Here is a 24,825-nt window from a genome sequence, read left to right as displayed (position 1 = left end):
GAGCCCGGCCGGCTCCCGCGCCGCCGGGCCCCTCCCTACGCCCCAACGGAAGGGGTTAGCCGCCGCGGAAGAGCTGCAGGATCACCTGCGGCGCCGCATTGGCGATCGAAAGCGCCTGGGCGCCGAGCTGCTGCTGCACCTGCAGGGCCTGCAGCCTCGCGCTCTCCTTCGCGAGGTCGGCGTCGACGAGGTTGCCCACGCCCATCTCGAGCACGTCGGTGAGCTTCGAGACGAAGTCCAGGTGGGCGTCGATCTGCTTGCCCTGGGAGCCCAGGTTGCCGAGCGCCTGGTTCACCTGGGTGAGCGAGGTGTTCAGCTGCGTCAGCACGTTGGTGGCCAGGGTCACCGTCGAGATCGAGGCGGTGGCGGCCACCGAGATGATGCTGCCGCCCAGCGACAGGTTCTGGGTCGACAGCGTGATCTTGGAGTTGGCGTCGGCGTTGGCCAGGAACTGGATGCTCGCGCCCAGGGAGCCGTCCAGCAGGTTGGCGCCGTCGAACTCGGCGTTCTGCACCACCTGCGAAATCTGCCGCAGCAGCGCCTTGAAGTCGGAATCGAGCGCGGTGCGCGAGGAGGCGTCCAGCGACGTGTCCATCGCCGCGACCACCTTCTCCTTCAGCTGCACCATGAGGTCCGACACCGATTCGCCGGCGGCCATCGAAACCTCGGCGATCGAGTGGGCGCGCTCCAGGCTCATCCGCACGGCGCCCAGGGCCCCGATGTCGGCGCGCTGCCCCTGGGCGATGGCCCAGATGGCCGCGTTATCCTTGGCGTTGGAGATCTTCAGACCGGTGTTGATCCGGTTCTGGACGTCGCTCAACTGGTCGTTGGTCTTGTTCAGGTTCTGAAGGGCGATAAGGGCCGACTTATTGGTGTGGACGCTGATCGCCATAAGCTTCTCTCCTGACTCGAACGGCGCGACTCGCTGCCCGTTCGTGGACTCGAAGCTAGGAAAACGTGGTGAGCAGATGGTTAACGGCCAAACGGCGTACGCCGCCGCCGGAGGGTCCGGGGCGGTTAACCATGGGGCTCGCAGTGCGAGCGCTTGGGATCAGGCCTTGGTGCGGATGACCGCCCCGGCGGCGTAGCCCGTCTCTTCCCTCAGGCGCAGGACTTCATCCCTGGGCAGCTGAAGGACGACCTCGCCGGTTCGCCGGTTGATCGTCTTGTAGACGTAGCTTCCGCTGGCTTGATCCTCTTCGATGACCAGTCGCAGGTCGGCCTGATCCGGTACGGCGGGGGCCGCGGTCGCCTTCTGGCCCTTGCGGGGCTCGGCGGCGGGCGGCGTCTGGCCGGACATCGTCGGGTCGGGCGTGGCTGCGAAGGCCGCAACCTTGTTTGGCATTGCTCCTGTCGCTGTGGGTTAGGCAGCGCTCCGGTGTTGAGCGTGAACGGCGGACAGGTCGCCCTGCCCGCCGCGCGCCGGCCGCGGAGCCGCAAGGGCCCCGCGGCCTACGGGCCTTAACGGAACAGGCCCAGCAGGATCGACGAAGACTGGTTCGCGATCGACAGCGCCTGGATGCCCAGCTGCTGCTTGGTCTGCAGAGCCTGGAGCCTGGCGCTTTCCTTCGCGAGGTCGGCGTCGACGAGGTTGCCCACGCCGGCGTCGATCGAGTCCTGGAGCTTGTTCACGAACTCGAGGTGCGACGACAGCGACTTCGAACCCGTACCGAGCTTCGACAGGGCCGAAGACACGTTCTGGATCGAGGTGTTGATCGTCGAGATCATCGCCGCAGCCGAGGACTGCGTAGCGATCGAGGCCGTGGCCGCGACGGTGACGTTGCCGCCGCCGAGGGCCAGGTTCTGGGCCGCCACGGTGATCTTCGAGGTGCCGTTCGAGTTGGCCAGGGCGGCGATGGTGACGCCCGAGGCGGACACCATGTTGACCCCGTTGAACTCGGCGTTCGACACCGCCTTCGCCAGCTGGTCGCGCAGGGCCTTGAAGTCGTCGTTCAGGGCCGAGAGGCTGTTGCTGTCGAGCGAGGTGTCCGAAGCCGCCAGGGCCTTTTCCTTCATCTGAAGGAGCAGGTCCGAAACGGACTCACCGGCCGAGATGGCCACGTCCACGGTCGAGATCGAGCGCTGCAGCGATTCGCGAACCGCGTTCAGCGACTGGGACGACGCACGCTGGTTCTGGGCGATGGCCCAGATGGCGCCGTTGTCCTTGGCCGATGCGATACGCTTGCCCGTGTTGATACGGGCCTGGGTGGTCGTCAGCTCGTTGTTGGTGGCGTTCAGGTTCTGGAGCGCGATCATCGCGCCCACGTTGGTATTGACGCTATTCGGCATCAAATCAGTCCTTCTTCTCAAGGAACCGGCGACATTTTGTCTGCCGGAGGCGTTTTGCCCGAAGGACGGAGCAGCAAGCGGCGGGCCAGCTGCCGGGCCGACTGATGAGCTCGTAAGCTACTGTTTTTTCAATGTTAAAGGGCTGTTAGCCACGCCTCAGCCCGGCAAATTCTGCCCAACAAGGCGTCCACGCGGCAGAAATTGCCGCCCCAAGCCGGCAAAAACGGCCTGGTCGGTCTGAAAGGTCACCCGGGCGGGCGCGAAGGCCCGCCCGGGGTAGCGACTTAACGGAACAGGCCCAGCAGGATCGACGAGGACTGGTTCGCGATCGACAGCGCCTGGATGCCCAGCTGCTGCTTGGTCTGCAGAGCCTGGAGCTTGGCGCTTTCCTTCGCGAGATCCGCGTCGACCAGGTTGCCGACACCGGCGTCGATCGAGTCCTGGAGCTTGTTGATGAACTCCAGGTGCGACGACAGCGACTTCGAACCCGTACCGAGCTTCGACAGGGCCGAAGACACGTTCTGGATCGAGGTGTTGATCGTCGAGATCATCGCCGCAGCGGTCGACTGGGTGGCGATCGAGGCCGTCGCAGCGACGGTGACGTTGCCGCCGCCGAGGGCGAGCGACTGGGCCGCCACGGTGATCTTCGACGTGCCGTTCGAGTTCGCCAGGGCGGCGATGGTGACGCCCGAGGCGGACACCATGTTGACCCCGTTGAACTCGGCGTTCGACACCGCCTTCGCCAGCTGGTCGCGCAGGGCCTTGAAGTCGTCGTTCAGGGCCGCGAGGCTGTTGCTGTCGAGCGAGGTGTCCGAAGCCGCCAGGGCCTTTTCCTTCATCTGAAGGAGCAGGTCCGAAACGGTTTCGCCGGCCGAGATGGCCACGTCCACGGTCGAGATCGATCGTTGCAGCGACTCACGAACCGCGTTCAGCGACTGGGACGACGCACGCTGGTTCTGGGCGATGGCCCAGATGGCGCCGTTGTCCTTGGCCGACGAGATGCGCTTGCCGGTGTTGATCCTGGTCTGGGTGGTGGCGAGCTCCGTGTTGGTCGAGTTGAGGTTCTGGAGCGCGATCATCGCGCCCACGTTGGTGTTGACCGAGTTCATCGGCATGGTGGTGGTCCTTCCATTCTGGAGGAATTGTCCGGCTTTTGCCGGCGAGCGATTTTTCGCTCGGGGGACGCGACGCAAGCCGCGGGCCAGCCTTAACCAAACCGCCCCACCCTCATCCGGTTGTTTTTACGGGAGCTTTTTCGCGGCCCGACGTCGGCGCGCGCGGCCGCCGTTAGCCAAACCTGCAGCCCGGCAGGACCTGCCGACCCAATCCGGGCGCGCAAGAAAAAGGCCGCGGGCGAGCCGCGGCCTGATGGGTTCGGACCTGCTGCGCCGCGTCAGGCCGCGGCGGCCTCGCTGGCTCCGCTCAGCCCCTGCATGATCATGCGGTTGATCTCGATCAGGGGCTCGATCTCCTCCTGCTGGCGGATGACCAGGCTGGTGTGCTTGCCCACCCAGATGCTGAGCGAGATGATCGAGGCCCGCAGCTCGCGCGGCAGGCCGTTGCCCGTCTGCTGGCAGTCCGCGCCCAGCACGGACCAGACGCGGCGGTTCCAGTCCAGGGCGTCCATACGCCCCTTGAGGTCGTCGGCGGGGAGCTTGGCGGCCTCCATCAGAGCCCGCGTCACCTGCGCGAACAGGCGATACTCCATCTCGCGCGGGCTCTCAGCCCGCGTCGCCGCCTGCTGATAGGCCTGAAGGGACATTCCCCAACCTCTCGTCTTCGTACTCGATGAGCCTCCGGCACAGCATCAGCGCCTTGTAGTACTCGCGCGACATGCAGTGCTTGGAGATGTTCACGCACTCGGCCAGGACGGCGGGATTGGAGATGACGCCCATGAACTCGCCCATCCGCCGCACGAACTCGTCGTAGTAGCGGTCGGCGTTCGCCTCATCGAGGTACATCATCATCACGGGGAAGTAGATCCGCCTGGCCGGCGTGTTCGCTTCGTCGGACTGCATGATGTCCTTCTCGCGAAGGACCGAAGCCTTGTTCTGCAGGACGAGCACCGAGCGGCGGTCGCCGTTCTGGACGACGGCTCCGTTGAGGACGAACCTCTCACCCGGCCTTAGCGACAACTTCAGCGGCAAGCCTGCCCCCTGATCCCCGACACCACGAACCGCCTGCGATTCGAACGACCCATTGTCGCCTGCGGCGGCGTCGAGCGCACGACAGGCCTAACGCCGCAGCCGTTAACGGCCCCTTGCCAAGGTTCGGGCGGCTCCCGGGGTTAAGCCGCGATTAAGCATAACTGGCCAGCTTCCGATCAGTCTTCGGGAGTTCGCCCATGCCGGCCAAGGCCGCCCCCAGCGCCGTATCCGCCATCGCCCTTCAGGCCGGCTCCGCTCCCTCCCCCGCGCGGGTCGTGGGCGGGACCATCGGCGAGGCGGGCTCCAAGGAGGCGCTGAACCAGCTCTCCGCGGCGATGTCCGAGCTGAAGGCCCTGGCGATCCAGCCCATGCTGCAACGGGCCGTGGACGCGCTGAAGGCCAACGACCACCGGACCGGCGCCGAGTGGGCCATCAAGGCCCTGGAACGGGACGAACGCAGCGGCTTCGGCTGGTACCTGCTCGGCATCGCACGCGAGCGAGCCGGGGACTTCGCCTCCTCCGTCACCGCCTACGAGTCGGCCCTGAAGCTGCTGCCGGACCACGCCGAGATCGCCAACGACCTCGGCCGCCTGGCCTACCGGATGGGCATGCGGACCCAGGCCGAGAAGCTGTTCCGGCACTTCCTCGCCCGCCATCCCGAGAACCACGAGGGCGCCAACAATCTCGCCTGCGCCCTGCGCGACCAGGAGCGGTACGAGGAGGCGGTCGAGGTCCTGAAGCCGGCGATCATCAAGTCGCCGGAAGTGGCCATGCTGTGGAACACCATGGGCACGGTGATGGCCGAACAGGGGGACTTCCCCACCTCCGAAGTCTTCTTCCGCGAGGCGCTGCGCCTGGACGGCGACCAGGCCCGGCCGCGCTACAACCTGGGCAACGCCCGCCTGATGCAGGGCGACGCGGAGGAAGCGCTGGCATGCTGCGAGGCGGCGCTGGCCGGCCCGCTTCCCGAAGACGACCGCCAGATGATGCGCCTGGCGCGCTCGACGATCCTGATCGCGCTCGGCCGCATCGGCGAGGGCTGGGACGAGTACGAGGCGCGCCTGCACCCGCAGTTCGCCGACGTGACGCACTTCGCCGTCAAGGGCGAGCGCTGGGAGCCCGGCGCCGACGTGGCCGGCAAGTCCATGCTCGTCGTGGGCGAACAGGGCCTTGGCGACGAGATCCTCTTCGGCACGATCCTGCCCGACCTCCTTGAGCGTCTCGGCCCCGACGGGCGGCTGACCCTGGCGGTGGAGCCGCGGCTGGTCTCTCTGTTCGCCCGCAGCCTGCCCGGCGTGCGGGTGCTGGCCCACGCCACCTACAACGTCGAGGGTCGGACGGTCCGCGCCGTGCCCGAGCTCGGCGACGCCGCGCCGGACCTCTGGGCGCCGATGGCCTCGCTGCTGCGCGAACACCGGCGCGAACTCGGCGCCTTCACGCCCCGCACCGGGTACCTGGCGGCGGATCCCGAACGGGTGGCGCACTGGAAGGGCGTGCTGGACGCCGCCGGCCTCGCCGGACCCAGGGTCGGCCTGCTCTGGAAGAGCGCCAGCCGGGCGGGCGCGCGGCATCGCCACTTCTCGCCCTTCGCCCAGTGGGCGTCGGTGCTGGCGCAGAAGGGCGTGACCTTCGTCAACCTGCAGTACGGCGACTGCGCCGAGGAGCTGGCCTGGGCCAGGAGCGAGCTGGGCGCCGAGATCTGGAGCCCGCCCGGGATCGACCTGAAGCAGGACCTGGACGACGTGGCCGCGCTGAGCGCCGCGATGGACCTGGTGCTGGGCTTCTCGAACGCCACCTTCAACATCGCCGCGGCCTGCGGGGTCCCGGCCTGGCTGATCACCACGCCGGGCGCCTGGCCGCGGCTGGGCACCGCCGACCGCTATCCCTGGTACCCCCAGACCCGGGTGTTCGCGCCCGAGGCCTACGGCGCCTGGGACGGCGTCATGGGCGAGGTCGCCGCCGCCCTTGGCGCGTTCGGCGCGAGCTGAGGAACGCTCGGTTTTCCGAGGGGTTTTCCCCGCATGGGCGCCGCTTCCGGCGCCGAATGCGAGGAGCCCCGCCATGCCCGGAACAAGCTTCGAGTCCGACGCCGACTTCGATCCCCAGGATCAGGCCGAGACCTTCGACGAGAGCATGACGGTCGGCGGCGAAGGCGACTCGCCGCTCGCCGGCGATTCCCCGCTGGGGATGGGCGAGGACATGCGCACCTTCGAGGAGCTTCCGGACGTCGAGGACGTGACCCAGCGGCTGGGCGACCGGGACGACGACGAGGCGCTTGCTCTCGACGCCGACGAGTTCGATCCGGACGCCGTCGACGACGGCGACTTCGAGGAGGACAACGAGCTCGATTACCACGCCTCGACCGAGGAGCACGAGGACGACCTCGACGGCCTGGGCCCCGACGACGGCTTCAACGACCACCGCGTCCTGCGAAGCGAGATCGAGGGCCTGGAGGAGGTGCGAGACGCCGACGAGGCTGAGGGCGGCGAGGACGACTTCACCGACTTCTCGGCGCGCGACGTGTCCGACGACGACCTCAAGAACATGGGCTACGCCGAAGACCGTGGCGGCGAGACCCGCGCCAAGCCCGACGAGGACTAGGATCCGGACTGGCGGCCGGGTTTCCCTGGCGGCAGCGGTGCGGGAACTCGCTTGAATGTCGCGGCGCGGCCTTTAGGGTGTCTCCAGACAAACAACTGTTCGAATGCGGGCGCCGCCCGCCTGGGGAGCCGAATGAGCCAGCGTTTCGAAGGGACCGAGAAGTACGTCGCGACCGAGGACCTGAAGGTGGCCGTGAACGCCGCCATCGCCCTCGAGCGCCCGCTCCTGATCAAGGGCGAGCCCGGCACGGGCAAGACGGTCCTGGCCTACGAGATCGCCGAGGCGCTGGGCGCGCCGCTGATCACCTGGCACATCAAGTCGACGACCAAGGCGATCCAGGGCCTCTACGAGTACGACGCGGTCAGCCGCCTGCGCGACAGCCAGCTTGGCGACGAGCGGGTGAAGGACGTCAAGAACTACATCAAGAAGGGCAAGCTCTGGGAGGCGTTCGAGAGCCCCGTCCGCCCGGTGCTGCTGATCGACGAGATCGACAAGGCCGACATTGAGTTCCCGAACGACCTCCTGCAGGAGCTCGATCGGATGGAGTTCTACGTCTACGAGACGAACGAGACCATCAAGGCCGCCGTCCGGCCGATCGTCATCATCACCTCGAACAACGAGAAGGAGCTGCCCGACGCGTTCCTGCGCCGCTGCTTCTTCCACTACATCCGCTTCCCCGACGCCGACACCATGCAGGAGATCGTCGAGGTCCACTATCCGGGGATCAAGCAGAAGCTGGTCGGCGAGGCGCTGCGCATCTTCTACGACATGCGCAAGGTGCCGGGCCTGAAGAAGAAGCCCTCCACCTCCGAGCTGCTGGACTGGCTTAAGCTGCTGATGGTCGAGGACATCGACGCCGCCGCCCTGGCCGAGAAGGATCCCACCAAGCTGATCCCGCCGCTGCACGGGGCGCTGCTCAAGAACGAGCAGGACGTCCACCTCTTCGAGCGGCTGGCCTTCCTCGCCCGCCGCGAGGGCGCCGCGCGGCCCGGGCAATAGCCCCGAGCGGATCGGGACCGCGCAGCGGTCCGGCCGAGGGGCCGGAGGAACGCCCCGAGCGGATCGGGACGGCCTGGGCGTCCGGCCGAGGGCCAGGTCCAAGCGGGGCCGCCAACGACCCCCTTACGGCGAATTCACTCGCTTTTCGAAGGGGCTCCGGCCAGTTTCCTGAGGGAACGGACCGGAGCCCTAATCGCATGAAGCCGCTGCTCTTCCTGGCCGCCGTCTCGGCTCTCCCGCTGGCCGCCGCCTGCACGCCGCAGGCCAAGGCGCCGCGTGTGGCCCTCGACTGCCCCGCGACCCAGGGCGAGCTGACGCGGACGGCGATGGCCCAGGACGGCAAGAGCTGCATCTACGCCTCCGCCGAGGGCGCCGAGGTGACGCTGCGCCTCATCCCGGTGTCAGGGACCGCCTTCGCGACCCTGGACCGCCTCGAAGAGACCCTGCTCGCCGAATCGGCGAAGGCGGCGGAAGCGGCCGAAGCCGCCGCGCCGCAGGCGGACACCCGCCCCTCGCCGCAGAGCGCCGCAGAGGCCGAACGCGCCGCCGCCGAGGCCGCGAAGGACGCCGGCGCCGCCGCCCAGGTGGCCGACGCCGGCGATGCGGCCGAGGAAGGCATGGGAAGCGTCGACGGCGTCGACGTCCGGCTCGAGAAGGGCAAGGTGGTGGTCGAGGACGGCCGCGAGACCACCCGCATCGACCTGCCCGGCATCCAGATCGTCGCCGACGAGGCGAACGACTCCGCCCAGATCCGGATCGGGCCGCTGCACGTGGACGCCAGCGGCGAGGAAGCCAAGGTGCAGATTCGCCGGGAGGTCCGCCTGAAGGGCGAGGCCCTGGCCCGCGAGAAGCGCGGCGTCCGCGCCACCTTCATCTCCAGCGGCAAGTCCGCCGCCGACGGCCGGCGCTTCGTGGGCTATGAAGCGGGCGGCCCCAAGACGGGGCCGCTGACCGTCGCCATCGTCCACTCGAAATCCGCGCTGGACGACGATGACAACGTCTATCGCGACATCAAGAAGCTGGTGCGGAAGAACGGCGGGGTCTGATCGTTTTTCTGGAAGTCGTCGCGCGCGCCTGTCGGCTCGGCCGGCGCCGGACCGTCCTTGCTGCAGTCGTAGACTGGAGCAGCAGGATGAGAAAGTTGGTGGCCGCGGCCTTCGTGAGCCTCGATGGTGTGATCCAGTCGCCGGGCCAACCCACGGAAGACCCCACGGGCGGCTTCTCCTTCGGCGGCTGGCTCCAGCCGCACTCGGACGACGTGAGCGGCGGATGGGTGGGCGAACTGTTCGCCGCTCCCTTCGACCTGCTGCTCGGCCGCAAGACCTACGAGATCTTCGCCGCCTATTGGCCCTTCGCGCCCCAGGATCACCCCATCGCGGCGTCCTTCAACCGCGCGACCAAGTTCGTCGCCACGCGCGCAGGCGCCCCCATGACCTGGTCCAACTCGATCGCGCTCGCCGACGCGGCGGCCGACGTGGCCCGATTGAAGCAGACGGACGGGCCGACCCTCCTGACCCAGGGCAGCGGAGACCTGCTGCAGACCCTGATGGCCGAGGGGCTGATCGACGAGCTCCGGCTGATGACCTACCCGGTCATCCTGGGCCGCGGGAAGCGCCTGTTCAGCGAGCGCGCCGCCCCAACAGCCCTTACCATGACCCGCTCCGCCACCTCGCCTAAGGGGGCGATTCTCAGCGTCTACGAGCCGGCGGGCGCCGTGCAGACCGGCTCGTTCGGCGTGATCGAACCCAATCCACTGGAAATCGCCCGCCAGGAACGCATGAGGCGCGAAGGCTGAAGCGATCAGGCCGCCGGCTGCACCTCCACGACCTTGTAGGTCAGGGGCCGTCCGTCCTCGTCGGTGATGGTCACGTACTCGCCCACGGCGAAGCGGTGATCGCCCAGGCGGTAGACCGGCTCGTCGTCGGCCGAATCCCCCTCGTCGTAGTCGAAGAACCAGCGCTGGCCCTTGCGCGCCAGGCGGCCATCCACGGGGTCCTCGTCGGGCGCGAAGCGGCGCACCGTGCAGGCGTCGCGAGCCTTGGCGTAGGCCGCCTCGTCCAGCAGGCCGTCGGCCGTCAGGGGCGCCGTGAGCGAGTAGCCGCGGTGGTCGTCACCTCCGGCGAATTCCGTGCCCGGATTGCGGGCAAGCCGCATCACGATGCGCGACAAGGACATGACGTCACCTCCAGAGGGTCTAGTGGGATAAGAACAAGGACGGCTGGTCGGAATTCAAGAGGGTCCGGGTGGTCCCCCCGAAGATGAACTCCTGCAGCCGGGGATGGCCGAACGCGCCGGCCACCAGGATGTCGGCGCCGGCGGCGCTGGCCGCGTGAAGCAGGGCCGGGGCGGCGTCGCCGCTGTCCGGCAGTACGTTGAGCTCGGCGTTCACGCCGCGGGCGGCGTAGTAGGCCTGCAGCTTGGCCGGGTCGAAGGTCCGCGAGCTGGCCTTCGGCGCGGCCAGGATCACCACCTTGGCGGCCTTCTCCAGCAGCGGCAGGGCCAGGCGCGCCGCGCGCGAGGCCTCCTTGCCGCCGTCCCAGGCGACCGCCGCCACGCCGCCGATCCTCAGCCCTGTGCGGGCGACGACGACCGGCCGCTGCTCGTCGGCGACCATCTGCTGGAAGGCCTCGGCCAGGGGCCCGCGGCCGCGGGCCGGGTCGTTCCCGAACACGACGACGTCCGACAGCCGGCTCTCGGCCGAGAGGCCGGCCCAGACGGGGGTCTGGAGGGCGATGAAGCTGGTCTTGGGGTATTTCGTGGTCTCGAGCGCCGCCCGGGCGTTGGCTTCGCCGGCGGCGGCGGCCTCCTTCAGCGACTCCAGCGCGGTGGTCTGCACCCCGCCCATGAAACCTTCGCCCATCCAGGGCATCACGTCGGCCACGTCGGCCGGGGTGTAGACTCCCGCCACCTCGGCCCCGAAGGGCTCGGCCAGCATGACGGCGGCGGCGATCGTCGCGCGATCGCCCTGTCCGCCGGAAAGGGGGGCCATGATCCGGGCCCAGCTCATTCGTCCATCCTTCATCTGCCCCGCGTCTGGACCCAGGGGACCTGCCCCTGCATTGATCTTTCTCAGGTCCTGGGCCAGTTCACGGCCTCGACTGTGGAGGGAATGCGCCGGTGAGGAAAGGGCTGCGTCGCGGCAAGGAACCCAGAGCCTGGCAGCGCATGCTGTCCGGCCGCCGGCTGGACCTGCTCGACCCCTCCCCCATGGACATCGAGATCGAGGACATCGCCCACGGCCTCGCGCGGGTCGCGCGCTGGAACGGCCAGACGGTGGGCGAGCACGCCTTCTCGGTCGCCCAGCACTCGGTGGTCGTCGAGGAGATCGTCGCCCACATCCAGCCCGACGTTGAGCCCCGCTGGCGTCTCGCGGCCCTGCTGCACGACGCGTCCGAGTACGTGATCGGCGACATGATCTCGCCGTTCAAGGCGGCGCTGGGGATGGACTACAAGCTGTTCGAGGAGCGGCTGGAGAACGCCATCCACGTACGGTTCGGCCTGCCAGCGAAGACCCCGGCGACGGTCAAGAAGCTGATCAAGCAGGCCGACCGGGCCTGCGCCTTCTTCGAGGCGACCCAGCTCGCGGGATTCACCCACGCCGAGGCGCTGGACTTCTTCGGCGCGCCGCCGGCGGGCTACAGCCTGACGATCGAGCCGCTCGCCCCCTTCGACGCCCAGGACCGGTATCTCCATCGCTTCGAGGTCCTGTCCGAGGCCGCGGGATACCGCTCGGCCGACCAGGCCTTCGTCACGGAGTGAGCATGGTCGTCATCGGGCTCTCGGCGGTGGTGGTGGCGATCCGCGACGGCGAGGCCGTCGTGCTGACCGTCCGCCCCAAGGCCGGGGGCGCCGAGCTGTCGGGCCTGCCCTTCGGCCCCTTCGATCCCGACGGCCACCGCACCTTCGAGCTGGCCCTGCGCGCCTTCGTGACCGAGCAGACGCGGTTCAACCTCGGCTATGTCGAGCAGCTCTACACCTTCGGCGACAAGGGCCGCGACGCGCCCCTCGCCGACGTGGGCCAGGCCGGCCCCGCCCGGGTGATCTCGGTGGGCTATCTGGCCCTCGCGCCCTCGGCGGTGGACACCCACTTCCCGGGCAGCGAGTGGCGGCCCTGGGGGCGCTTCTTCCCCTGGGAGGACTGGCGGGGCGGCCGTCCGCCGTCGCTGCAGCCGCTGGAGGTGGCCCTGCGGGCCTGGGCCGACGGCGCGCCCCAGCGGCTCGCCCGCGCTCGCCTCCTGTTCGCCCTGGACGGCGCGCCCTGGAACGAGGAGCGCGTGCTCGAACGCTACGAGTTGCTCTACGAGGCGGGGCTCGCGCCCGAGGCCGACCGCGACCGCGGCGAGACGGCCCCTGCCCGGCCCGACGAGCTCGCCGCGGCCCTGGGCGAGCCGATGATCTCGGACCACCGGCGCATCCTCGCCACCGCGCTCAGCCGCCTGCGCGGCAAGCTCAAGTACCGCCCCGTCGTCTTCGAGCTGATGCCCCCGGCCTTCACGCTCTCGGCGCTTCAGCGCACCGTCGAGGCGATCGCGGGGGTGCCCCTGCACAAGCAGAACTTCCGCCGCGCGCTGGAGCGGGCCGGACTGGTCGAGGGCCTCGGCAGCCTCGACGTGGAGACCGGCGGCCGACCCGCCGAGTTGTTCCGCTTCCGCCGAGAGGTGCTGGACGCCCGGCCGGTCTCGGGGCTCAGCCTGCCGCTGCTGCGGGACTAGGCCGCGCGGTCCAGCTCGGGCGGTTCGCTGGACGCGGCCCGGGCGTGCCAATCGGCCTTCAGCTGCGCGCTGGTCTGCCGGCTGCCGTCCGGGCTCCAGCCGGGCGGGCCGAACAACCAGCCGAGAGCATGCCGCGGCTGGCGGGCCACGTCCTGCAGCATGGCAATCCACTCGTGGAAGGCGACGCGGACGATGTTGAAGGTGCCGAGGTTCTTCACGATCCCGTAGCGGCACGGCTCCTCGTCCAGCTCGGGCTGGAAGGTGCCGAAGAGGCGGTCCCAGATGATCAGGATCCCCGCGTAGTTACGGTCGAGGTAGCGCGGGTTGCGGGCATGGTGCACCCGATGGTGCGAAGGGGTGTTGAAGACCGCCTCGAACCAGCGCGGCATCCGCCGGATCGCCTCGGTGTGGATCCAGTACTGGTAGACGAGGCTGATCCCCTTCTGGATGGCGATCATCGCCGGCGGGAAGCCCAGGAACGACAGGGGCAGCCAGAGCAGCCAGGTGCCGGCGATTCCGCCCGTCCAGGTCTGCCGCAGCGCCGTCGAGAGGTTGTAGTGCTGGCTGGAGTGGTGGTTGACGTGGCTCGCCCACCAGAACCGCCGCTCGTGCGCCAGGCGGTGGAACCAGTAGTAGGTCAGGTCCTCCAGCAGGAAGATCGCCACCCAGGCCCACACGGCCGTCATTGGGATGTCGAACAGCCGGAACTGATGCACCCACAGCGTCGCGGCCGCGATCATCCCGCCGAACAGCACGCCGGCCACGGTCGAGCCCAGGCCCATGCCGAGCGACACCGCCGTGTCCTTCGCCTCGTAGTTCGCCCGCAGCTTGCCGAACCGGGTCAGGACGATTTCGAGGATGATGGTCAGGATGAAGAAGGGCGTGGCCAACGTGACCGGGTCGAAGGTCTTCATGCCGCCAGCTCCTTGGGCGGCCAGGCCGGCAGGGCGATGACCGCCCGCGGGGCGGCCACGTCGGCGAGGTCCACGGACAGCCGCCCGTCCCGGAAGCTGGCGGACAGCGCCTGGGCCCAGGGAAGCTGGCGCGCCACGTAGCCGTCGCCGAGGCGGCAGATCACGAGCGCAAGGCCGCCCGACTTCGCCAGGGCTCCCGCCCCGTCAGAGGCGACCCAGACGGCCTCGAGGCTGCGTTCGGGGAACTCGTCGGCGAACAGCGCCCGGGCCTTCGCGTCGTCGAGCGGTGCGGACGGCCGCGCGATCTTGGCCCAGGCGGCTAGGGCCACCAGCAGGGTGATCGCGGCGCCCGAGGCCGCAAGCTGAATGAAGAACGCCTGGCCCAACGGCCGAACCTCCCCTTGTGTCTTTTGCGGGAGCGTGGGCGGCCAGGGGCGGCGGGTCAAGACAAAGCCCTCCCCGTCGCCGGGGAGGGCTCGGTCGTCCCATGACTTCGGGATCAGAACTTGCGGGTGTAACCGACCGACCAGACGTCGGCGTTGCCGCCGTCGAAGTCGTGGCGGGTCCAGTCGACGCGCACGCCGTTCACGCCGTCGAAGTGGTGCTGGGCGCCCAGGCCGTAGTTCCAGGACTCGCCGTCGTCCGACACCTCGATCCCGTTGTACTTGCCCTTCAGCTTGGTGGTGCCGTAGCCGAAGCGGGCGATCAGGTCGGTGTTGGCGCCGACGGGCGCGAAGCCGACCACATAGGCCGCGGCCTGGTGCTTCATCTCGACGTCGACGTCGGTCCCGCCGATGGTCACGTCGTCGTCCTTCACGCCGAGGGCGCCTTCGGCCTCGACGCCCAGCCACGGATTGGCGCGATAGCCGACACGGCCCTGGATAGCGCCCAGGTCCACGCCCGAGCCGTCCGTCTGGCTGTAGCCGAGCGTGCCGTAGACGCCGGAGCCCGTGGTCTGGGCCTGGGCCATGGCGGGAGCGATCGAGACGAGAGCGGCGACCGAAGCCGCGGCGAAGAGAGCTTTCATGTTCTTGTACTCCAACTCACTGAAGCAGCTCCCCCGAGCCGGTTCGGGATCGGCGTCAAACGCGGCGACCGACCGCCGGTTCTGTGGCGAAGCCTTGTTCGCCCCTGACGTGTGTCCCTGCGGCCACAATGCCCGCTGACGGGCGTGCCGCGCGTGCTACAAGCACGCGGTCCATGAGTCCGGGAGAGCAGCCGAAATGAACGACGCCGTGATCGCCGCCACGGGGCTCTACACGCCGCCGCTCAGCCTCTCGAACGCCGAGCTGGTGGAAACCTTCAACGCCTACGTGGAGCGCTTCAACGCGGCCAACGCCGAGGCCATCGCGCGCGGCGAGGTTCAGCCGCTGCAGCCGTCCTCGGTGGAGTTCATCGAGAAGGCCTCGGGCATCAAGTCGCGCTTCGTCGTCGACAAGACCGGCCTGGTCGATCCCGAGATCATGCGCCCGATCATCCCCGAGCGCCCCAACGACCAGCTCTCGATCCTGGCCGAGATCGCCGTCGAGGCGGCGAAGGACGCCATCGCCCGCTGGGGTAAGCCGGTGTCCGAGATCGACGCGGTGATCTGCGCCGCCTCGAACATGCAGCGCGCCTATCCCGCCATGGCCATCGAAGTGCAGCAGGCCCTGGGGATCGACGGCTTCGCCTTCGACATGAACGTGGCCTGCTCCTCGGCGACCTTCGGCATCAAGACGGCGGCCGATTTCGTGGCGGGCGGGGCGAAGGCCGTGCTGATGGTCAACCCCGAGATCTGCTCGGGCCACCTCAACTTCCGCGACCGGGACAGCCACTTCATCTTCGGCGACGTGGCGACCGCCGTGATCGTCGAGCGCGCCGACCAGGCGACGGACGGATGGGACATCCTCGGCACGCGGCTGAAGACCCAGTTCTCCAACAACATCCGCAACAACTTCGGCTTCCTGAACCGGGCCGACCCGGAGGGCGTCGGCAAGCCCGACAAGCTGTTCGTCCAGGAGGGCCGCAAGGTCTTCCGCGAGGTGGTGCCGATGGTCTCGGAGATGATCGTCGACCACGCCGCCGATCTGGGCATCGACCCCACGGGCCTGAAGCGCCTGTGGCTGCACCAGGCCAACATCAACATGAACGAGATGATCGGCCGCAAGGTGCTGGGCCGCGATCCGGCGCCCGGCGAGAACGTAATCATCCTGGACGAGTACGCCAACACCTCGTCGGCCGGCTCGATCATCGCCTTCCACAAGGCCAACGACGACTTCCAGACGGGCGATACCGGCCTGATCTGCTCGTTCGGCGCCGGCTATTCCGCAGGCACGGTGTTCGTCCGCAAGCGGTGAGGCTAGGCTCTCCCGGGTCACGGGGGAGTTCTTCATGCGCAGACTGTTCGCCGCCACGGCCCTGGCGCTCGCGTTCGTGACGACCGGGGCGGCCGCCCCGACCGGCTACGACCTGCTGATCCGCGGCGGCGAAATCTACGATGGCTCGGGCTCGGCGCCCCTTCGCGGCGACGTGGGAATCCGGGGCGACCGCATCGTCTGCGTCGGGACCTGTCCTTCGGGTCCGGCCAGGAAGACGGTCGACGCCGCCGGCCAGGCCGTCGCCCCCGGCTTCATCAACATGCTGTCCTGGTCGACCCAGAGCCTGATCCAGGACGGCCGCGGCCTCTCCGAGCTGAAGCAGGGCGTGACGCTGCAGGTCATGGGCGAAGGCTCGTCCATGGGGCCCTGGACGCCCCAGATGAAGGCCGCCGAGCTGCAGCGGCAGGGCGACATCAGATATCCCATCACCTGGACCACGCTGGACGAGTACCTGCGCCACCTGGAGGGCCGCGGGGTCTCGCTGAATGTCGCCTCGTTCGTGGGGGCCGAAACGGTGCGGGTGAATGTCCTCGGCGAAGGCGACGTCGACCCCACGCCCGAGCAGCTCGCCCGCATGCGCAAGATCGTGGTCGAGGCGATGGAGGACGGCGCCATGGGCGTCGGCTCGTCGCTGATCTACGCCCCCGGCAGCTTCGCCGAGACGGATGAACTGGTGGCCCTGGTCACCGAAGCGGGCCGCTGCGGCGGCTTCTACGTCAGCCACATGCGGTCCGAGGGAAACCGGCTGATCGAGGCGGTCGACGAGCTGATCGAGATCTCCCGCCGCTCGGGCGCGCCGGCCGAGATCTACCACCTGAAGGCCAGCGGCCGGTCCAACTGGCCCAAGCTGGACGAGGCGATCGCCCGCATCGAGGCGGCCCGCGCCTCGGGCCTGCGGATCACCGCCGACATGTACACCTATCCCGCCGGCTCCACCGGCCTGGACGCGGCCATGCCCACCTGGGTGCAGGCGGGCGGCGTCGAGCAGTGGATCGGCCGCCTGCAGGACCCAGCCACCCGCGCTCGGGTGAAAGCCGAGATGCTGTCCGACAACGGCGGCTTCGAGAACCTGATGCGCCATGCGGGGCCTGAGGGGACGCTGCTGGTCGGCTTCAAGAACCCGAAGCTGAAGCACCTCACCGGCAAGACCCTCGCCGAAGTCGCCAAGGACCGCGGGGTCAGCCCGCAGGACGCCGCCATGGACCTCGTCATCGAGGACGGCAGCCGGGTGCAGGTCGTCTACTTCCTGATGAGCGAGGAGAACGTCGCCCGCCAGACCGCCCTGCCCTGGATGAGCTTCGGCTCGGACGCCGAGGCCCGCGCGCCGGAGGGGCCGTTCCTGCTGTCCTCCACCCACCCGCGCGCCTACGGCAACTTCTCGCGGCTGCTGGCCAAGTACGTCCGCGACGAGAAGCGGCTGAGCCTGTCCGAGGCGGTGCGCAAGCTCTCCGCCCTGCCCGCACACAACCTCGGCCTTCGCGAGCGCGGCCGGCTCGAGCCCGGCTGGTACGCCGACGTGGTGGTGTTCGACCCCGCCAAGGTGCAGGACCACGCCACCTTCGAGAAGCCGCAGCAGTTCTCCACCGGCGTCAGCCACGTGGTCGTCAACGGCGAACTCGCCCTCGCCGACGGCGAGGCCACGGCGGCCCGCCCCGGCCGCGTGGTCCGGGGCCGCGGCTGGACGGGATGGCCCGACGGCGGCTGCCGCGCCAAGGCGTCGGACTGGACGTGGTGACCGCCAGGGGACTTCGCGCGTTGAACCCCCCATGGCCGAAGAGACCCCCCAGGACCTCGAAGACCTGCTGGATGAACTGAGCGGCGTCGCGAAGCGCTGTGGCGACAAGGTCTCGGTGCGCGAGGTCTACTGCGCCGTCGGCGAGCGCTCGTTCGGGCCGCTACTGCTCGTGGCGGGGCTGCTGGGAATGACCCCGGTCTCGGCCGTGCCGGGCGCCCCCACGGTGCTGGCGCTGATCACCATCCTGATCGCCGGCCAACTGCTGTTCGGCCGCTCGACGCTGTGGCTGCCCCGCCGGCTGCTGGATCTGTCGGTCGGCGCGGACAAGCTGGAGAAGACCGTGAAGATCGCCCGCAAGCCCGCCCGGTTCGTGGACCGTGTCGTCCGGCCCCGCCTGACCTTCCTGACCGGCCGCCTGGCGGACCGCGTCGTGGCCGGTGTCTGCATTCTGGTGGCGTGCGCCGTCCCGCCCCTGGAATTCCTGCCCTTCATGGCCTTCGTGCCAGCCACCGCCATCGCCGCCTTCGGCCTGGGGATCGTCGCTCGCGACGGTCTGCTGATCCTGGTCGCCTTCGGGGCGAGCGCGGGCACGCTTTCTCTTCTAGGGCGCCAACTGCTGTTCTGACACCCGCTCCGCTCAGCCGAGCAGGCGCATGAGTCCGCGCACAATCAGTATCCACAGCGCCGCCGAGAGCAGGACGACGGACAGGAGCGAGAGGAGGGCGCCGAGGCGGCGCCGACGCCGGCGCAGCGCGCTGCGGCCCGCCTCGCTGGGCCAAAGAACCATGGCCGCCATCTAGCGGCGGACGCGCGCCCTCGCGAGCGGCGCCCTACCCATTCCGGTGCGGCGGTGACGCGTGTTCGCTAGCGGTCTTTCTCGCGCTCGCCGATGGCGGCCTGCGCTGCGGCCAGGCGCGCGATCGGCACCCGGTACGGCGAGCAGCTCACGTAGTCGAGGCCGATGGTCTCGCAGAACTGGATCGAGGCTGGATCGCCCCCGTGCTCGCCGCAGATGCCGAGCTTCACGTCGGGACGAGCCGCGCGGCCGCGTTCGGCGGCGATGCGGATCAGGTCGCCCACGCCCTCGGTGTCCAGGCTGACGAAGGGGTCCTTCTCGAAGATCCCCTTGTCGATGTAGTAGCCGAGGAACCGGCCGCTATCGTCGCGGCTGATGCCGAAGGTCGTCTGCGTCAGGTCGTTGGTGCCGAACGAGAAGAACTCGGCGTTCTCCGCCAGGTCCGCGGCGCGGATGGCCGCCCGCGGCAGCTCGATCATGGTGCCGACCTTGTAATCGATCTGGCAGCCCTTTTCCTCGATGACCTTCTTCGCCGTCCGGTCGGTGAGGTCCCGGAGGAACTTCATCTCCTCGCCCTTGGCGACCAGCGGGTGCATGATCTCGGGAATCGGCGCCGGCCGGCCCTCGGCGACCACCTCGCAGGCGGCCTCGACGATGGCCCGGACCTGCATCTCGTAGATCTCGGGATAGGCCACCCCCAGGCGGCAGCCGCGGTGGCCCAGCATGGGGTTCACCTCGTGCAGCTCCTGGGCCCGGCGCAGCAGCTTCTTGGGGTCGAGCCCGGTCGCCTCGGCGACCGAGGCCACGTCCTCCTCGCTGTGCGGCAGGAACTCGTGCAGCGGCGGGTCGAGCAGCCGGATGGTGACCGGCAGGCCCTCCATGATCTTGAACAGCTCGACGAAGTCCTGCCGCTGCATGGGCAGGATCTTCTCCAGCGCGCCGCGGCGGCCCGCCTCGTCGTCGGCGAGGATCATCTCGCGCACGGCGGCGATCCGCGCAGGATCGAAGAACATGTGCTCGGTGCGGCACAGGCCGATGCCCTCGGCGCCGAACTGGCGGGCGGTCTGGGCGTCGAGCGCGGTCTCGGCGTTGGCCCGGACCTTCAGGCGGCGCACGGCGTCGGCCCAGCCCATCAGGGTGGCGAAATCGCCCGACAGCTCGGGCTCGATCATCTTCACGGCGCCGGCCAGGACCTCGCCGGTCGAGCCGTCGATGGTGATGATGTCATAGGCCTTGAAGGTGCGGCCGCGGGCGCGGAACTCGCCGGCCTTCATGTCGATGTGGATCTCGCCGGCGCCCGAGACGCACGGGCGGCCCATGCCGCGGGCCACCACGGCCGCATGGCTGGTCATGCCGCCGCGGGCGGTGACGATGCCGCGCGCGGCGTCCATGCCGCGGATGTCCTCGGGGCTGGTTTCCTCGCGCATGAGGATCACCGCCTCGCCCGCGCCGCCCAGCTTCTCGGCCTCTTCCGCCGTGAACACCACCTTGCCGGTCGCCGCGCCGGGGCTGGCCGGCAGGCCCGTGGCGATCACGTCGCGCGGGCTCGCCGGGTCGATGGTCGGATGCAGCAGCTGGTCCATGCTCTGCGGCTCGACCCGCATCACCGCCTCTTCCTTGCCGATCAGTCCCTCGGAGGCCAGGTCCACGGCGATCTTCAGGGCGGCCTTGGCGGTCCGCTTCCCGTTGCGCGTCTGCAGCATGTACAGACGGCCCTTCTCCACCGTGAACTCGATGTCCTGCATGTCGCGGTAGTGCTTCTCGAGCTTCTCCACGACGGCCTTGAACTGGGTGAAGACCTCGGGCAGCGCCTCTTCCATCGAGGGCTGGACGTCGCCCATCTCCTCGCGGGCGGCCTTGGTCAGGGGCTGGGGCGTGCGGATGCCGGCCACCACGTCCTCGCCCTGGGCGTTGATCAGGAACTCGCCGTAAAGCCGGTTCTCGCCCGTGGACGGATTGCGGGTGAAGGCCACGCCCGTGGCGCTGCTCTCGCCCATGTTGCCGAACACCATCGACTGGACGTTCACCGCCGTGCCCCAGCTCTCGGGGATGTCGTGCATGCGGCGGTAGAACTTGGCCCGGTCGTTCATCCAGCTGGCGAACACCGCCCCGATCGCGCCCCAGAGCTGGGCGTTGGGATCCTGCGGGAAGGGCTCGCCGCGCTCGCCCTCGACGGCGCGCTTGTAGTCGGCGACGACCGCCTCCCAGTCCTCGGCGGACAGCGCCGTGTCCACCCGCACGTCCAGGCGGTCCTTATGCTCGTCGAGGATCTCCTCGAACATGTGGTGGTCGAGGCCCAGGACCACGTTCGAGTACATCTGGATGAAGCGGCGGTAGCTGTCGAAGGCGAAGCGGCGGTCGCCCGACAGCTTGGCCAGACCGTCCACCGTCTCGTCGTTGAGGCCCAGGTTCAGCACCGTGTCCATCATGCCCGGCATCGAGGCGCGGGCGCCCGAGCGGACCGAGACCAGCAGCGGATTGGCCGGGTCGCCGAAGGTCTTGCCGGTCAGGCTCTCGACCTTCTTCAGCCCCTCGGCGACCTGCGCCTTCAGTTCGGCCGGATAGCTCTTGCCGTTGGCGTAGTAGAAGGTGCACGCCTCGGTCGTGATGGTGAAGCCGGGCGGCACGGGAAGGCCCAGGGACGACATCTCGGCGAGGTTCGCCCCCTTGCCGCCCAGCAGGTTCTTCATCGAGGCGTCGCCGTCCGCCCCGCCGCCGCCGAAAGCGTAGACCCACCGCGTCTTCACCATCGTGTCGGCCATAGCCTCTTCACCTCCACCCGGCCCGCTCAGCGCGGGCGAAATCAACCTGTGACCTGCGAGAAGTCCGCAACCCGCCCCATGGCGTCGCGAACCTTGGCAAGAAGGCGCAACCTGTTCTCCCGTTCCGCCGGAACGTCCGAGTTCACAAGCACCTTGTCGAAGAACGCGTCCACCGGCCCGCGCAGCTTGGCGAGCTCGGTCATGGCGCCTTCGAAGTCCTCGCGCTCCAGAGCGGGCCCCAGTCGGGCGTCCAGGGCGGCCACGGCCTGCACCAGCGCAGCTTCCTCCGCCGGCGCCCCGGCCGCCTGCGCGGGCTCGCCGGCGGGCAGCGGGCCCTTCTTCTCCTCGGCCCGCAGGATGTTCACCGCCCGCTTGTAGCCGGCCAGCAGGTTGGCCCCGTCCTCGGTCTTCAGGAAGGCCGAGAGGACCTCGACCCGGGCCACGATACGCACCAGGTCGTCGTCCCCCAGGGCGAACACCGCCGCCACCAGGTCGTGCCGCTTGCCCTGCTCGCGCAGCAGGACGGCCAGGCGGTCAGCGAAGAAGTCCAGCACCTCGTCCGAGACGAACCGCTTCAGCGGCAGGCGGGTACGGGTTTCCAGCACGATGCGGATCACGCCCAGCGCGGCGCGGCGCAGGGCGAAGGGATCGCGCGAGCCGGTCGGCTTCTCGCCGATGCCGAAGAAGCTGACGAGCGTGTCCAGCTTGTCGGCCAGGGCCACGGTGGCGGCCACCGAGCTGACCGGCACGGCGTCGTTCGGCCCCTGCGGGCGATAGTGGCTGCGGATCGCGTCGACGACCTCGGGGTCCAGCCCCTCGGCCTCGGCGTAGTAGCCGCCCATGATCCCCTGCAGCTCGGGGAATTCGCCCACCACGCCCGAGACGAGGTCGGCCTTGGCCAGCCGCGCGGCCTGCACGGCCTTGGTCCTGGTTTCCGGCTCGTCGCGCACGAACGGGGCCAGCTCGCCGGCCAGAGCCTCGATGCGCTGCACCCGCTCGTACATGGTCCCGAGCTTGGCGTGGAAGGTGACGCCCTTCAGCTTCTCCAGCCGGTCCTCCAGGCGCACCTTGCGGTCCTCGTCCCAGAAGAACCGCGCGTCCGACAGGCGGGCCGAGAGCACCTTGGCGTTGCCCTTGGCGATGGTCGCCCCGCCGTCGCGGGCCGCGATGTTGGCCACCGTCAGGAAGTGCGGCGCGAGCTTGCCGCCGGCCGGGTCGCGCACGGCGAAATAGCGCTGGTGCACCCGCATCGAGGTGCGGATCACCTCGGGCGGCAGGTCCAGGAACGCGGGGTCCATGTCGCCCAGCACCGGGACCGGCCATTCGACCAGGCCCGCGACCTCGTCCAGCAGGCCGGCGTCCTCGACCAGCTCGAGGTTGCGCGCGAAGCACAGCGTCTTGGCCGCCTCGAGGATGCGTTCCTTCCGCTCGTCGGCGTCGAGCACCACCGAGCGGTGCGAGAGCCCCGCGGCGTAGCCCTCGAAATCCTTCACCAGGAACGGCTGGCCGTCGCTCATGAAGCGGTGGCCTTCCGACAGGTCGCCGCTCGCGATCCCGTCCACTTCGAAGGGCACGACCTCGCCGTCGAAGACGCAGAGGATGCGCCGCAGCGGGCGCACCCAGCGCAGCTTGCTGGTCCCCGAAACCATCGACTTAGGCCAGGGGAAGGTCCGCAGGATGGCCTCGACCATCTCGGCGACGATCTCCGGCGTCGGCCGGCCCGGCTTTTCGATCGTCGCGAAGAACACGCCGTCCCGCTCGACCAGCTGGTCGCGGGTCAGCCCGGTCTTGCGCAGGAAGCCCTCCAACGCCTGTTCCGGAGCGCCGACTTTGGGGCCCTTGAGCTCCTCGCGGCGGTCGGCCTGGGCGGCCGGCAGCCCCTCGGCCACCAGCGTCAGGCGCCGCGGGCCGGCGAAGGTCTTCAGCGCCTCGGGCAGCAGCCCCTCGGCCGCGAGCCTTTCGCGCGCCAGGCGCTCCAGGTCGCGCGCGGCCTGCGCCTGCATGCGGGCCGGAATCTCTTCCGAGAGCAGTTCGAGCAGGAGTTGGGGCATGGCCTTACGCGTTCGCCCCTTCGTTCTCGACCCAGGCCTCGGCGCACAGTTTGCAGAGGTCGCGGATGCGGCCGATGTAGCTCTGCCGCTCGGCGACGGCGATGGCGCCGCGGGCGTCCATGATGTTGAACAGGTGGCTGGCCTTCAGCACGTGGTCGTAGGCCGGCAGCACCAGGGCCTGGCCCTGCCGGCCCTTCGAGGCCACGATCCGCCGGACCTCGCGCTCCATGTCCTCGAACTGGCGCTTGCAGGTTTCGACATCGGCGACCTCCTGCTCGAACGCCGAGAACTGCTGCTCGTTGGCGAGGTAGACGTCGCCGTAGCTGAACTCGTCGTTGAACTTCAGGTCGTACACGCTGTCCTTGTTCTGCAGGTACAGGGACAGGCGCTCGAGGCCGTAGGTCAGCTCGCCGGCCACCGGGAAGACGTCCAGTCCGCCCACCTGCTGGAAATAGGTGTACTGGGTGATCTCCATCCCGTCGCACCAGACCTCCCAGCCGAGGCCCCAGGCGCCGACGGTGGGGTTCTCCCAGTCGTCCTCGACGAAGCGGATGTCGTGCAGCAGCGGGTCGATGCCGATCGCTTCCAGCGACCCGAGGTACAGCTCCTGCAGGTTGGGCGGGTTCGGCTTCAGGATCACCTGGTACTGATGGTGCTGGTGCAGCCGGTTCGGGTTCTCGCCATAGCGGCCGTCGGCCGGCCGCCGGGACGGCTGGACGTAGGCCACCTTCCAGGGCTTGGGCCCCAGGGTGCGGATCACCGTCATGGGCGAGAGCGTGCCCGCCCCCACTTCCACGTCATAGGGCTGCAGGATCATGCAGCCCTGCCGGCTCCAATACTCGTGCAGTTTCAGGACGAGGCCCTGAAACGTAAGCGGCTCTTCAGACATCGAAAATGGGGCCGTTCGCAGGCGCAAAAAAAGTCGGCGGACCATAGGGCCCGCCGACCTTCGCTTCAAGCCGGCCGAAGCGGCTTATTCCACCGGGCGTCAGTTGCCCCGGGCGGCGGTCATCTTGCCGGCCCGCGAGAGGGGTTCGCCGTACTTTTCCCGGTTCTCGGGGGTGTCCGGCACCGGGCCGTTGGTGACCATCGTCGTGGTGACGCTGGCGCCCTGGCCGTAGGCGGTCGCCGAGGTGGCCGTCGCGCCGGTCGACGCATCCGCCGAGGTCGTCGCCCCGGCTGACGTCGTGGCCCCGGACGTGGAGGACCACGAGCTGGTGTCGGACGACGTGCTGGTCGAGCCCACCGTCGCACCAGTGGTCGTACCGGTCGCCGTCGTGTCGCTGGTGGGCGTCGACGGGCTGGTGGTGGTGTGCTGGTCCGGCGTCGCCGACGACGTCGACTGGGCCATCGCGGCGCCGGCCATGAGAGCCGAGGCCGCGACGGCGCTGGCGAGAATCTTGAGGGTCATGGGTCTAGCTCCTGTTGGACGTCTGCCGCCCCACCCGTGGGTTGCAGGAGC

Annotated in this window: 26 protein-coding genes; 10 read left to right on the top strand and 16 right to left on the bottom strand. The window is 69.3% G+C overall.

Translation table 11 applies throughout. The features are described from left to right. Window positions 1-55: 55 nt before the first annotated feature. The 6 genes from PHZ_RS07625 to flbT form a co-directional block, all read right to left on the bottom strand. Complete coding sequence (locus PHZ_RS07625; RefSeq protein ID WP_012521945.1) at window positions 56-892, bottom strand: flagellin; 837 nt, start codon at window positions 890-892, stop codon at window positions 56-58. A gap of 159 nt (window positions 893-1,051) precedes the next feature. Next, window positions 1,052-1,345 (bottom strand): flagellin FlaG, encoded by a 294-nt coding sequence (locus PHZ_RS23050; protein WP_012521944.1) that lies wholly within the window; start codon window positions 1,343-1,345, stop codon window positions 1,052-1,054. 116 nt (window positions 1,346-1,461) lie between these two features. Then, entirely contained in the window at window positions 1,462-2,289 is an 828-nt protein-coding gene (locus PHZ_RS07615) for a flagellin (RefSeq protein WP_041374002.1), read from the bottom strand. Between the two features lie 284 nt (window positions 2,290-2,573). Further along, entirely contained in the window at window positions 2,574-3,404 is an 831-nt protein-coding gene (locus PHZ_RS07610; RefSeq protein ID WP_012521942.1) for a flagellin, read from the bottom strand. 278 nt (window positions 3,405-3,682) lie between these two features. After that, window positions 3,683-4,051, bottom strand: coding sequence for a flagellar biosynthesis regulator FlaF (flaF, locus tag PHZ_RS07605; RefSeq protein WP_041373329.1), 369 nt, complete (start codon window positions 4,049-4,051; stop codon window positions 3,683-3,685). Then, the gene (gene flbT / locus PHZ_RS07600; RefSeq protein ID WP_012521940.1) at window positions 4,011-4,436 is read right to left on the bottom strand and encodes a flagellar biosynthesis repressor FlbT; all 426 of its coding nucleotides are present in this window, start codon (window positions 4,434-4,436) and stop codon (window positions 4,011-4,013) included. The genes flaF and flbT overlap by 41 nt, the downstream gene beginning before the upstream one ends. Before the next feature lie 197 nt (window positions 4,437-4,633). Here flbT and PHZ_RS07595 point away from each other — a divergent pair, with 197 nt between their 5' ends. The 5 genes from PHZ_RS07595 (at window position 4,634) to PHZ_RS07570 (ending at window position 9,831) form a co-directional block, all read left to right on the top strand. Next, the gene (locus tag PHZ_RS07595; RefSeq protein ID WP_012521939.1) at window positions 4,634-6,424 is read left to right on the top strand and encodes a tetratricopeptide repeat protein; all 1,791 of its coding nucleotides are present in this window, start codon (window positions 4,634-4,636) and stop codon (window positions 6,422-6,424) included. 73 nt (window positions 6,425-6,497) lie between these two features. Then, window positions 6,498-7,037: a hypothetical protein gene (locus PHZ_RS23045; protein ID WP_012521938.1), complete on the top strand. Its 540-nt coding sequence runs from the start codon at window positions 6,498-6,500 to the stop codon at window positions 7,035-7,037. Window positions 7,038-7,169: 132 nt separating this feature from the next. Continuing rightward, on the top strand, window positions 7,170-8,036 hold the full coding sequence (locus PHZ_RS07585; RefSeq protein ID WP_012521937.1) for an AAA family ATPase: 867 nt from the start codon (window positions 7,170-7,172) through the stop codon (window positions 8,034-8,036). Window positions 8,037-8,233: 197 nt separating this feature from the next. After that, complete coding sequence (locus PHZ_RS21585; RefSeq protein WP_012521936.1) at window positions 8,234-9,082, top strand: hypothetical protein; 849 nt, start codon at window positions 8,234-8,236, stop codon at window positions 9,080-9,082. Window positions 9,083-9,168: 86 nt separating this feature from the next. Continuing rightward, entirely contained in the window at window positions 9,169-9,831 is a 663-nt protein-coding gene (locus PHZ_RS07570; RefSeq protein ID WP_012521935.1) for a dihydrofolate reductase family protein, read from the top strand. Window positions 9,832-9,836: 5 nt separating this feature from the next. On the opposite strand, the gene PHZ_RS07565 is transcribed toward PHZ_RS07570, so the two are convergent. Both PHZ_RS07565 and PHZ_RS07560 read right to left on the bottom strand, forming a co-directional pair. Then, window positions 9,837-10,211 (bottom strand): hypothetical protein, encoded by a 375-nt coding sequence (locus PHZ_RS07565; protein WP_012521934.1) that lies wholly within the window; start codon window positions 10,209-10,211, stop codon window positions 9,837-9,839. Between the two features lie 19 nt (window positions 10,212-10,230). After that, the gene (locus PHZ_RS07560) at window positions 10,231-11,043 is read right to left on the bottom strand and encodes a universal stress protein (protein WP_041373326.1); all 813 of its coding nucleotides are present in this window, start codon (window positions 11,041-11,043) and stop codon (window positions 10,231-10,233) included. A 110-nt stretch (window positions 11,044-11,153) separates the two neighbouring features. Between PHZ_RS07560 and PHZ_RS07555 the strand changes: the two genes are divergently transcribed. After that, the gene (locus tag PHZ_RS07555; RefSeq protein WP_012521932.1) at window positions 11,154-11,795 is read left to right on the top strand and encodes a YfbR-like 5'-deoxynucleotidase; all 642 of its coding nucleotides are present in this window, start codon (window positions 11,154-11,156) and stop codon (window positions 11,793-11,795) included. Window positions 11,796-11,797: 2 nt separating this feature from the next. Next, window positions 11,798-12,748, top strand: a complete 951-nt coding sequence (locus tag PHZ_RS07550) for an NUDIX hydrolase (protein WP_012521931.1) — start codon at window positions 11,798-11,800, stop codon at window positions 12,746-12,748. On the opposite strand, the gene PHZ_RS07545 is transcribed toward PHZ_RS07550, so the two are convergent. The 3 genes from PHZ_RS07545 to PHZ_RS07535 all read right to left on the bottom strand — a co-directional run bounded on the left by PHZ_RS07545 (window position 12,745) and on the right by PHZ_RS07535 (window position 14,689). Further along, a complete protein-coding gene (locus PHZ_RS07545) occupies window positions 12,745-13,662 on the bottom strand; it encodes a sterol desaturase family protein (protein ID WP_012521930.1) in 918 nt (305 codons plus the stop codon). The two genes, PHZ_RS07550 and PHZ_RS07545, sit on opposite strands and share 4 nt — an antisense overlap. Further along, window positions 13,659-14,048: a hypothetical protein gene (locus tag PHZ_RS07540; protein ID WP_041373323.1), complete on the bottom strand. Its 390-nt coding sequence runs from the start codon at window positions 14,046-14,048 to the stop codon at window positions 13,659-13,661. Before PHZ_RS07540 ends, PHZ_RS07545 begins: the two co-directional genes overlap by 4 nt. A gap of 113 nt (window positions 14,049-14,161) precedes the next feature. Beyond that, a complete protein-coding gene (locus PHZ_RS07535) occupies window positions 14,162-14,689 on the bottom strand; it encodes a porin family protein (RefSeq protein ID WP_012521928.1) in 528 nt (175 codons plus the stop codon). A gap of 196 nt (window positions 14,690-14,885) precedes the next feature. Between PHZ_RS07535 and PHZ_RS07530 the strand changes: the two genes are divergently transcribed. Genes PHZ_RS07530 through PHZ_RS07520 form a run of 3 tightly spaced genes read left to right on the top strand, consistent with a single transcriptional unit; the run spans window position 14,886 to window position 18,379 of the window. After that, window positions 14,886-15,998 carry a beta-ketoacyl-ACP synthase III gene (locus PHZ_RS07530; protein ID WP_012521927.1) on the top strand — a complete coding sequence of 371 codons (1,113 nt, stop codon included), beginning with the start codon at window positions 14,886-14,888 and terminating at the stop codon, window positions 15,996-15,998. A 34-nt stretch (window positions 15,999-16,032) separates the two neighbouring features. Further along, the gene (locus tag PHZ_RS07525; protein WP_012521926.1) at window positions 16,033-17,754 is read left to right on the top strand and encodes an N-acyl-D-amino-acid deacylase family protein; all 1,722 of its coding nucleotides are present in this window, start codon (window positions 16,033-16,035) and stop codon (window positions 17,752-17,754) included. 31 nt (window positions 17,755-17,785) lie between these two features. After that, on the top strand, window positions 17,786-18,379 hold the full coding sequence (locus PHZ_RS07520) for an exopolysaccharide biosynthesis protein (RefSeq protein ID WP_012521925.1): 594 nt from the start codon (window positions 17,786-17,788) through the stop codon (window positions 18,377-18,379). Window positions 18,380-18,391: 12 nt separating this feature from the next. Here the strand turns inward: PHZ_RS07520 and PHZ_RS23040 are convergent, their stop codons facing one another. The 5 genes from PHZ_RS23040 to PHZ_RS22630 form a co-directional block, all read right to left on the bottom strand. Further along, the gene (locus tag PHZ_RS23040; protein ID WP_187149106.1) at window positions 18,392-18,541 is read right to left on the bottom strand and encodes a hypothetical protein; all 150 of its coding nucleotides are present in this window, start codon (window positions 18,539-18,541) and stop codon (window positions 18,392-18,394) included. Window positions 18,542-18,618: 77 nt separating this feature from the next. Next, window positions 18,619-21,312 carry a pyruvate, phosphate dikinase gene (ppdK, locus tag PHZ_RS07515; RefSeq protein ID WP_041373322.1) on the bottom strand — a complete coding sequence of 898 codons (2,694 nt, stop codon included), beginning with the start codon at window positions 21,310-21,312 and terminating at the stop codon, window positions 18,619-18,621. 41 nt (window positions 21,313-21,353) lie between these two features. Beyond that, window positions 21,354-23,363 carry a glycine--tRNA ligase subunit beta gene (gene glyS / locus PHZ_RS07510; protein WP_012521923.1) on the bottom strand — a complete coding sequence of 670 codons (2,010 nt, stop codon included), beginning with the start codon at window positions 23,361-23,363 and terminating at the stop codon, window positions 21,354-21,356. A 4-nt stretch (window positions 23,364-23,367) separates the two neighbouring features. Continuing rightward, window positions 23,368-24,252, bottom strand: a complete 885-nt coding sequence (locus tag PHZ_RS07505) for a glycine--tRNA ligase subunit alpha (protein WP_012521922.1) — start codon at window positions 24,250-24,252, stop codon at window positions 23,368-23,370. A 99-nt stretch (window positions 24,253-24,351) separates the two neighbouring features. Further along, window positions 24,352-24,774, bottom strand: a complete 423-nt coding sequence (locus PHZ_RS22630) for a hypothetical protein (RefSeq protein WP_012521921.1) — start codon at window positions 24,772-24,774, stop codon at window positions 24,352-24,354. Window positions 24,775-24,825 lie beyond the last annotated feature (51 nt).

This window comes from Phenylobacterium zucineum HLK1 (assembly GCF_000017265.1).
Classification (GTDB): domain Bacteria; phylum Pseudomonadota; class Alphaproteobacteria; order Caulobacterales; family Caulobacteraceae; genus Phenylobacterium; species Phenylobacterium zucineum.
This window is presented reverse-complemented; position numbering and strand designations above follow the sequence as displayed.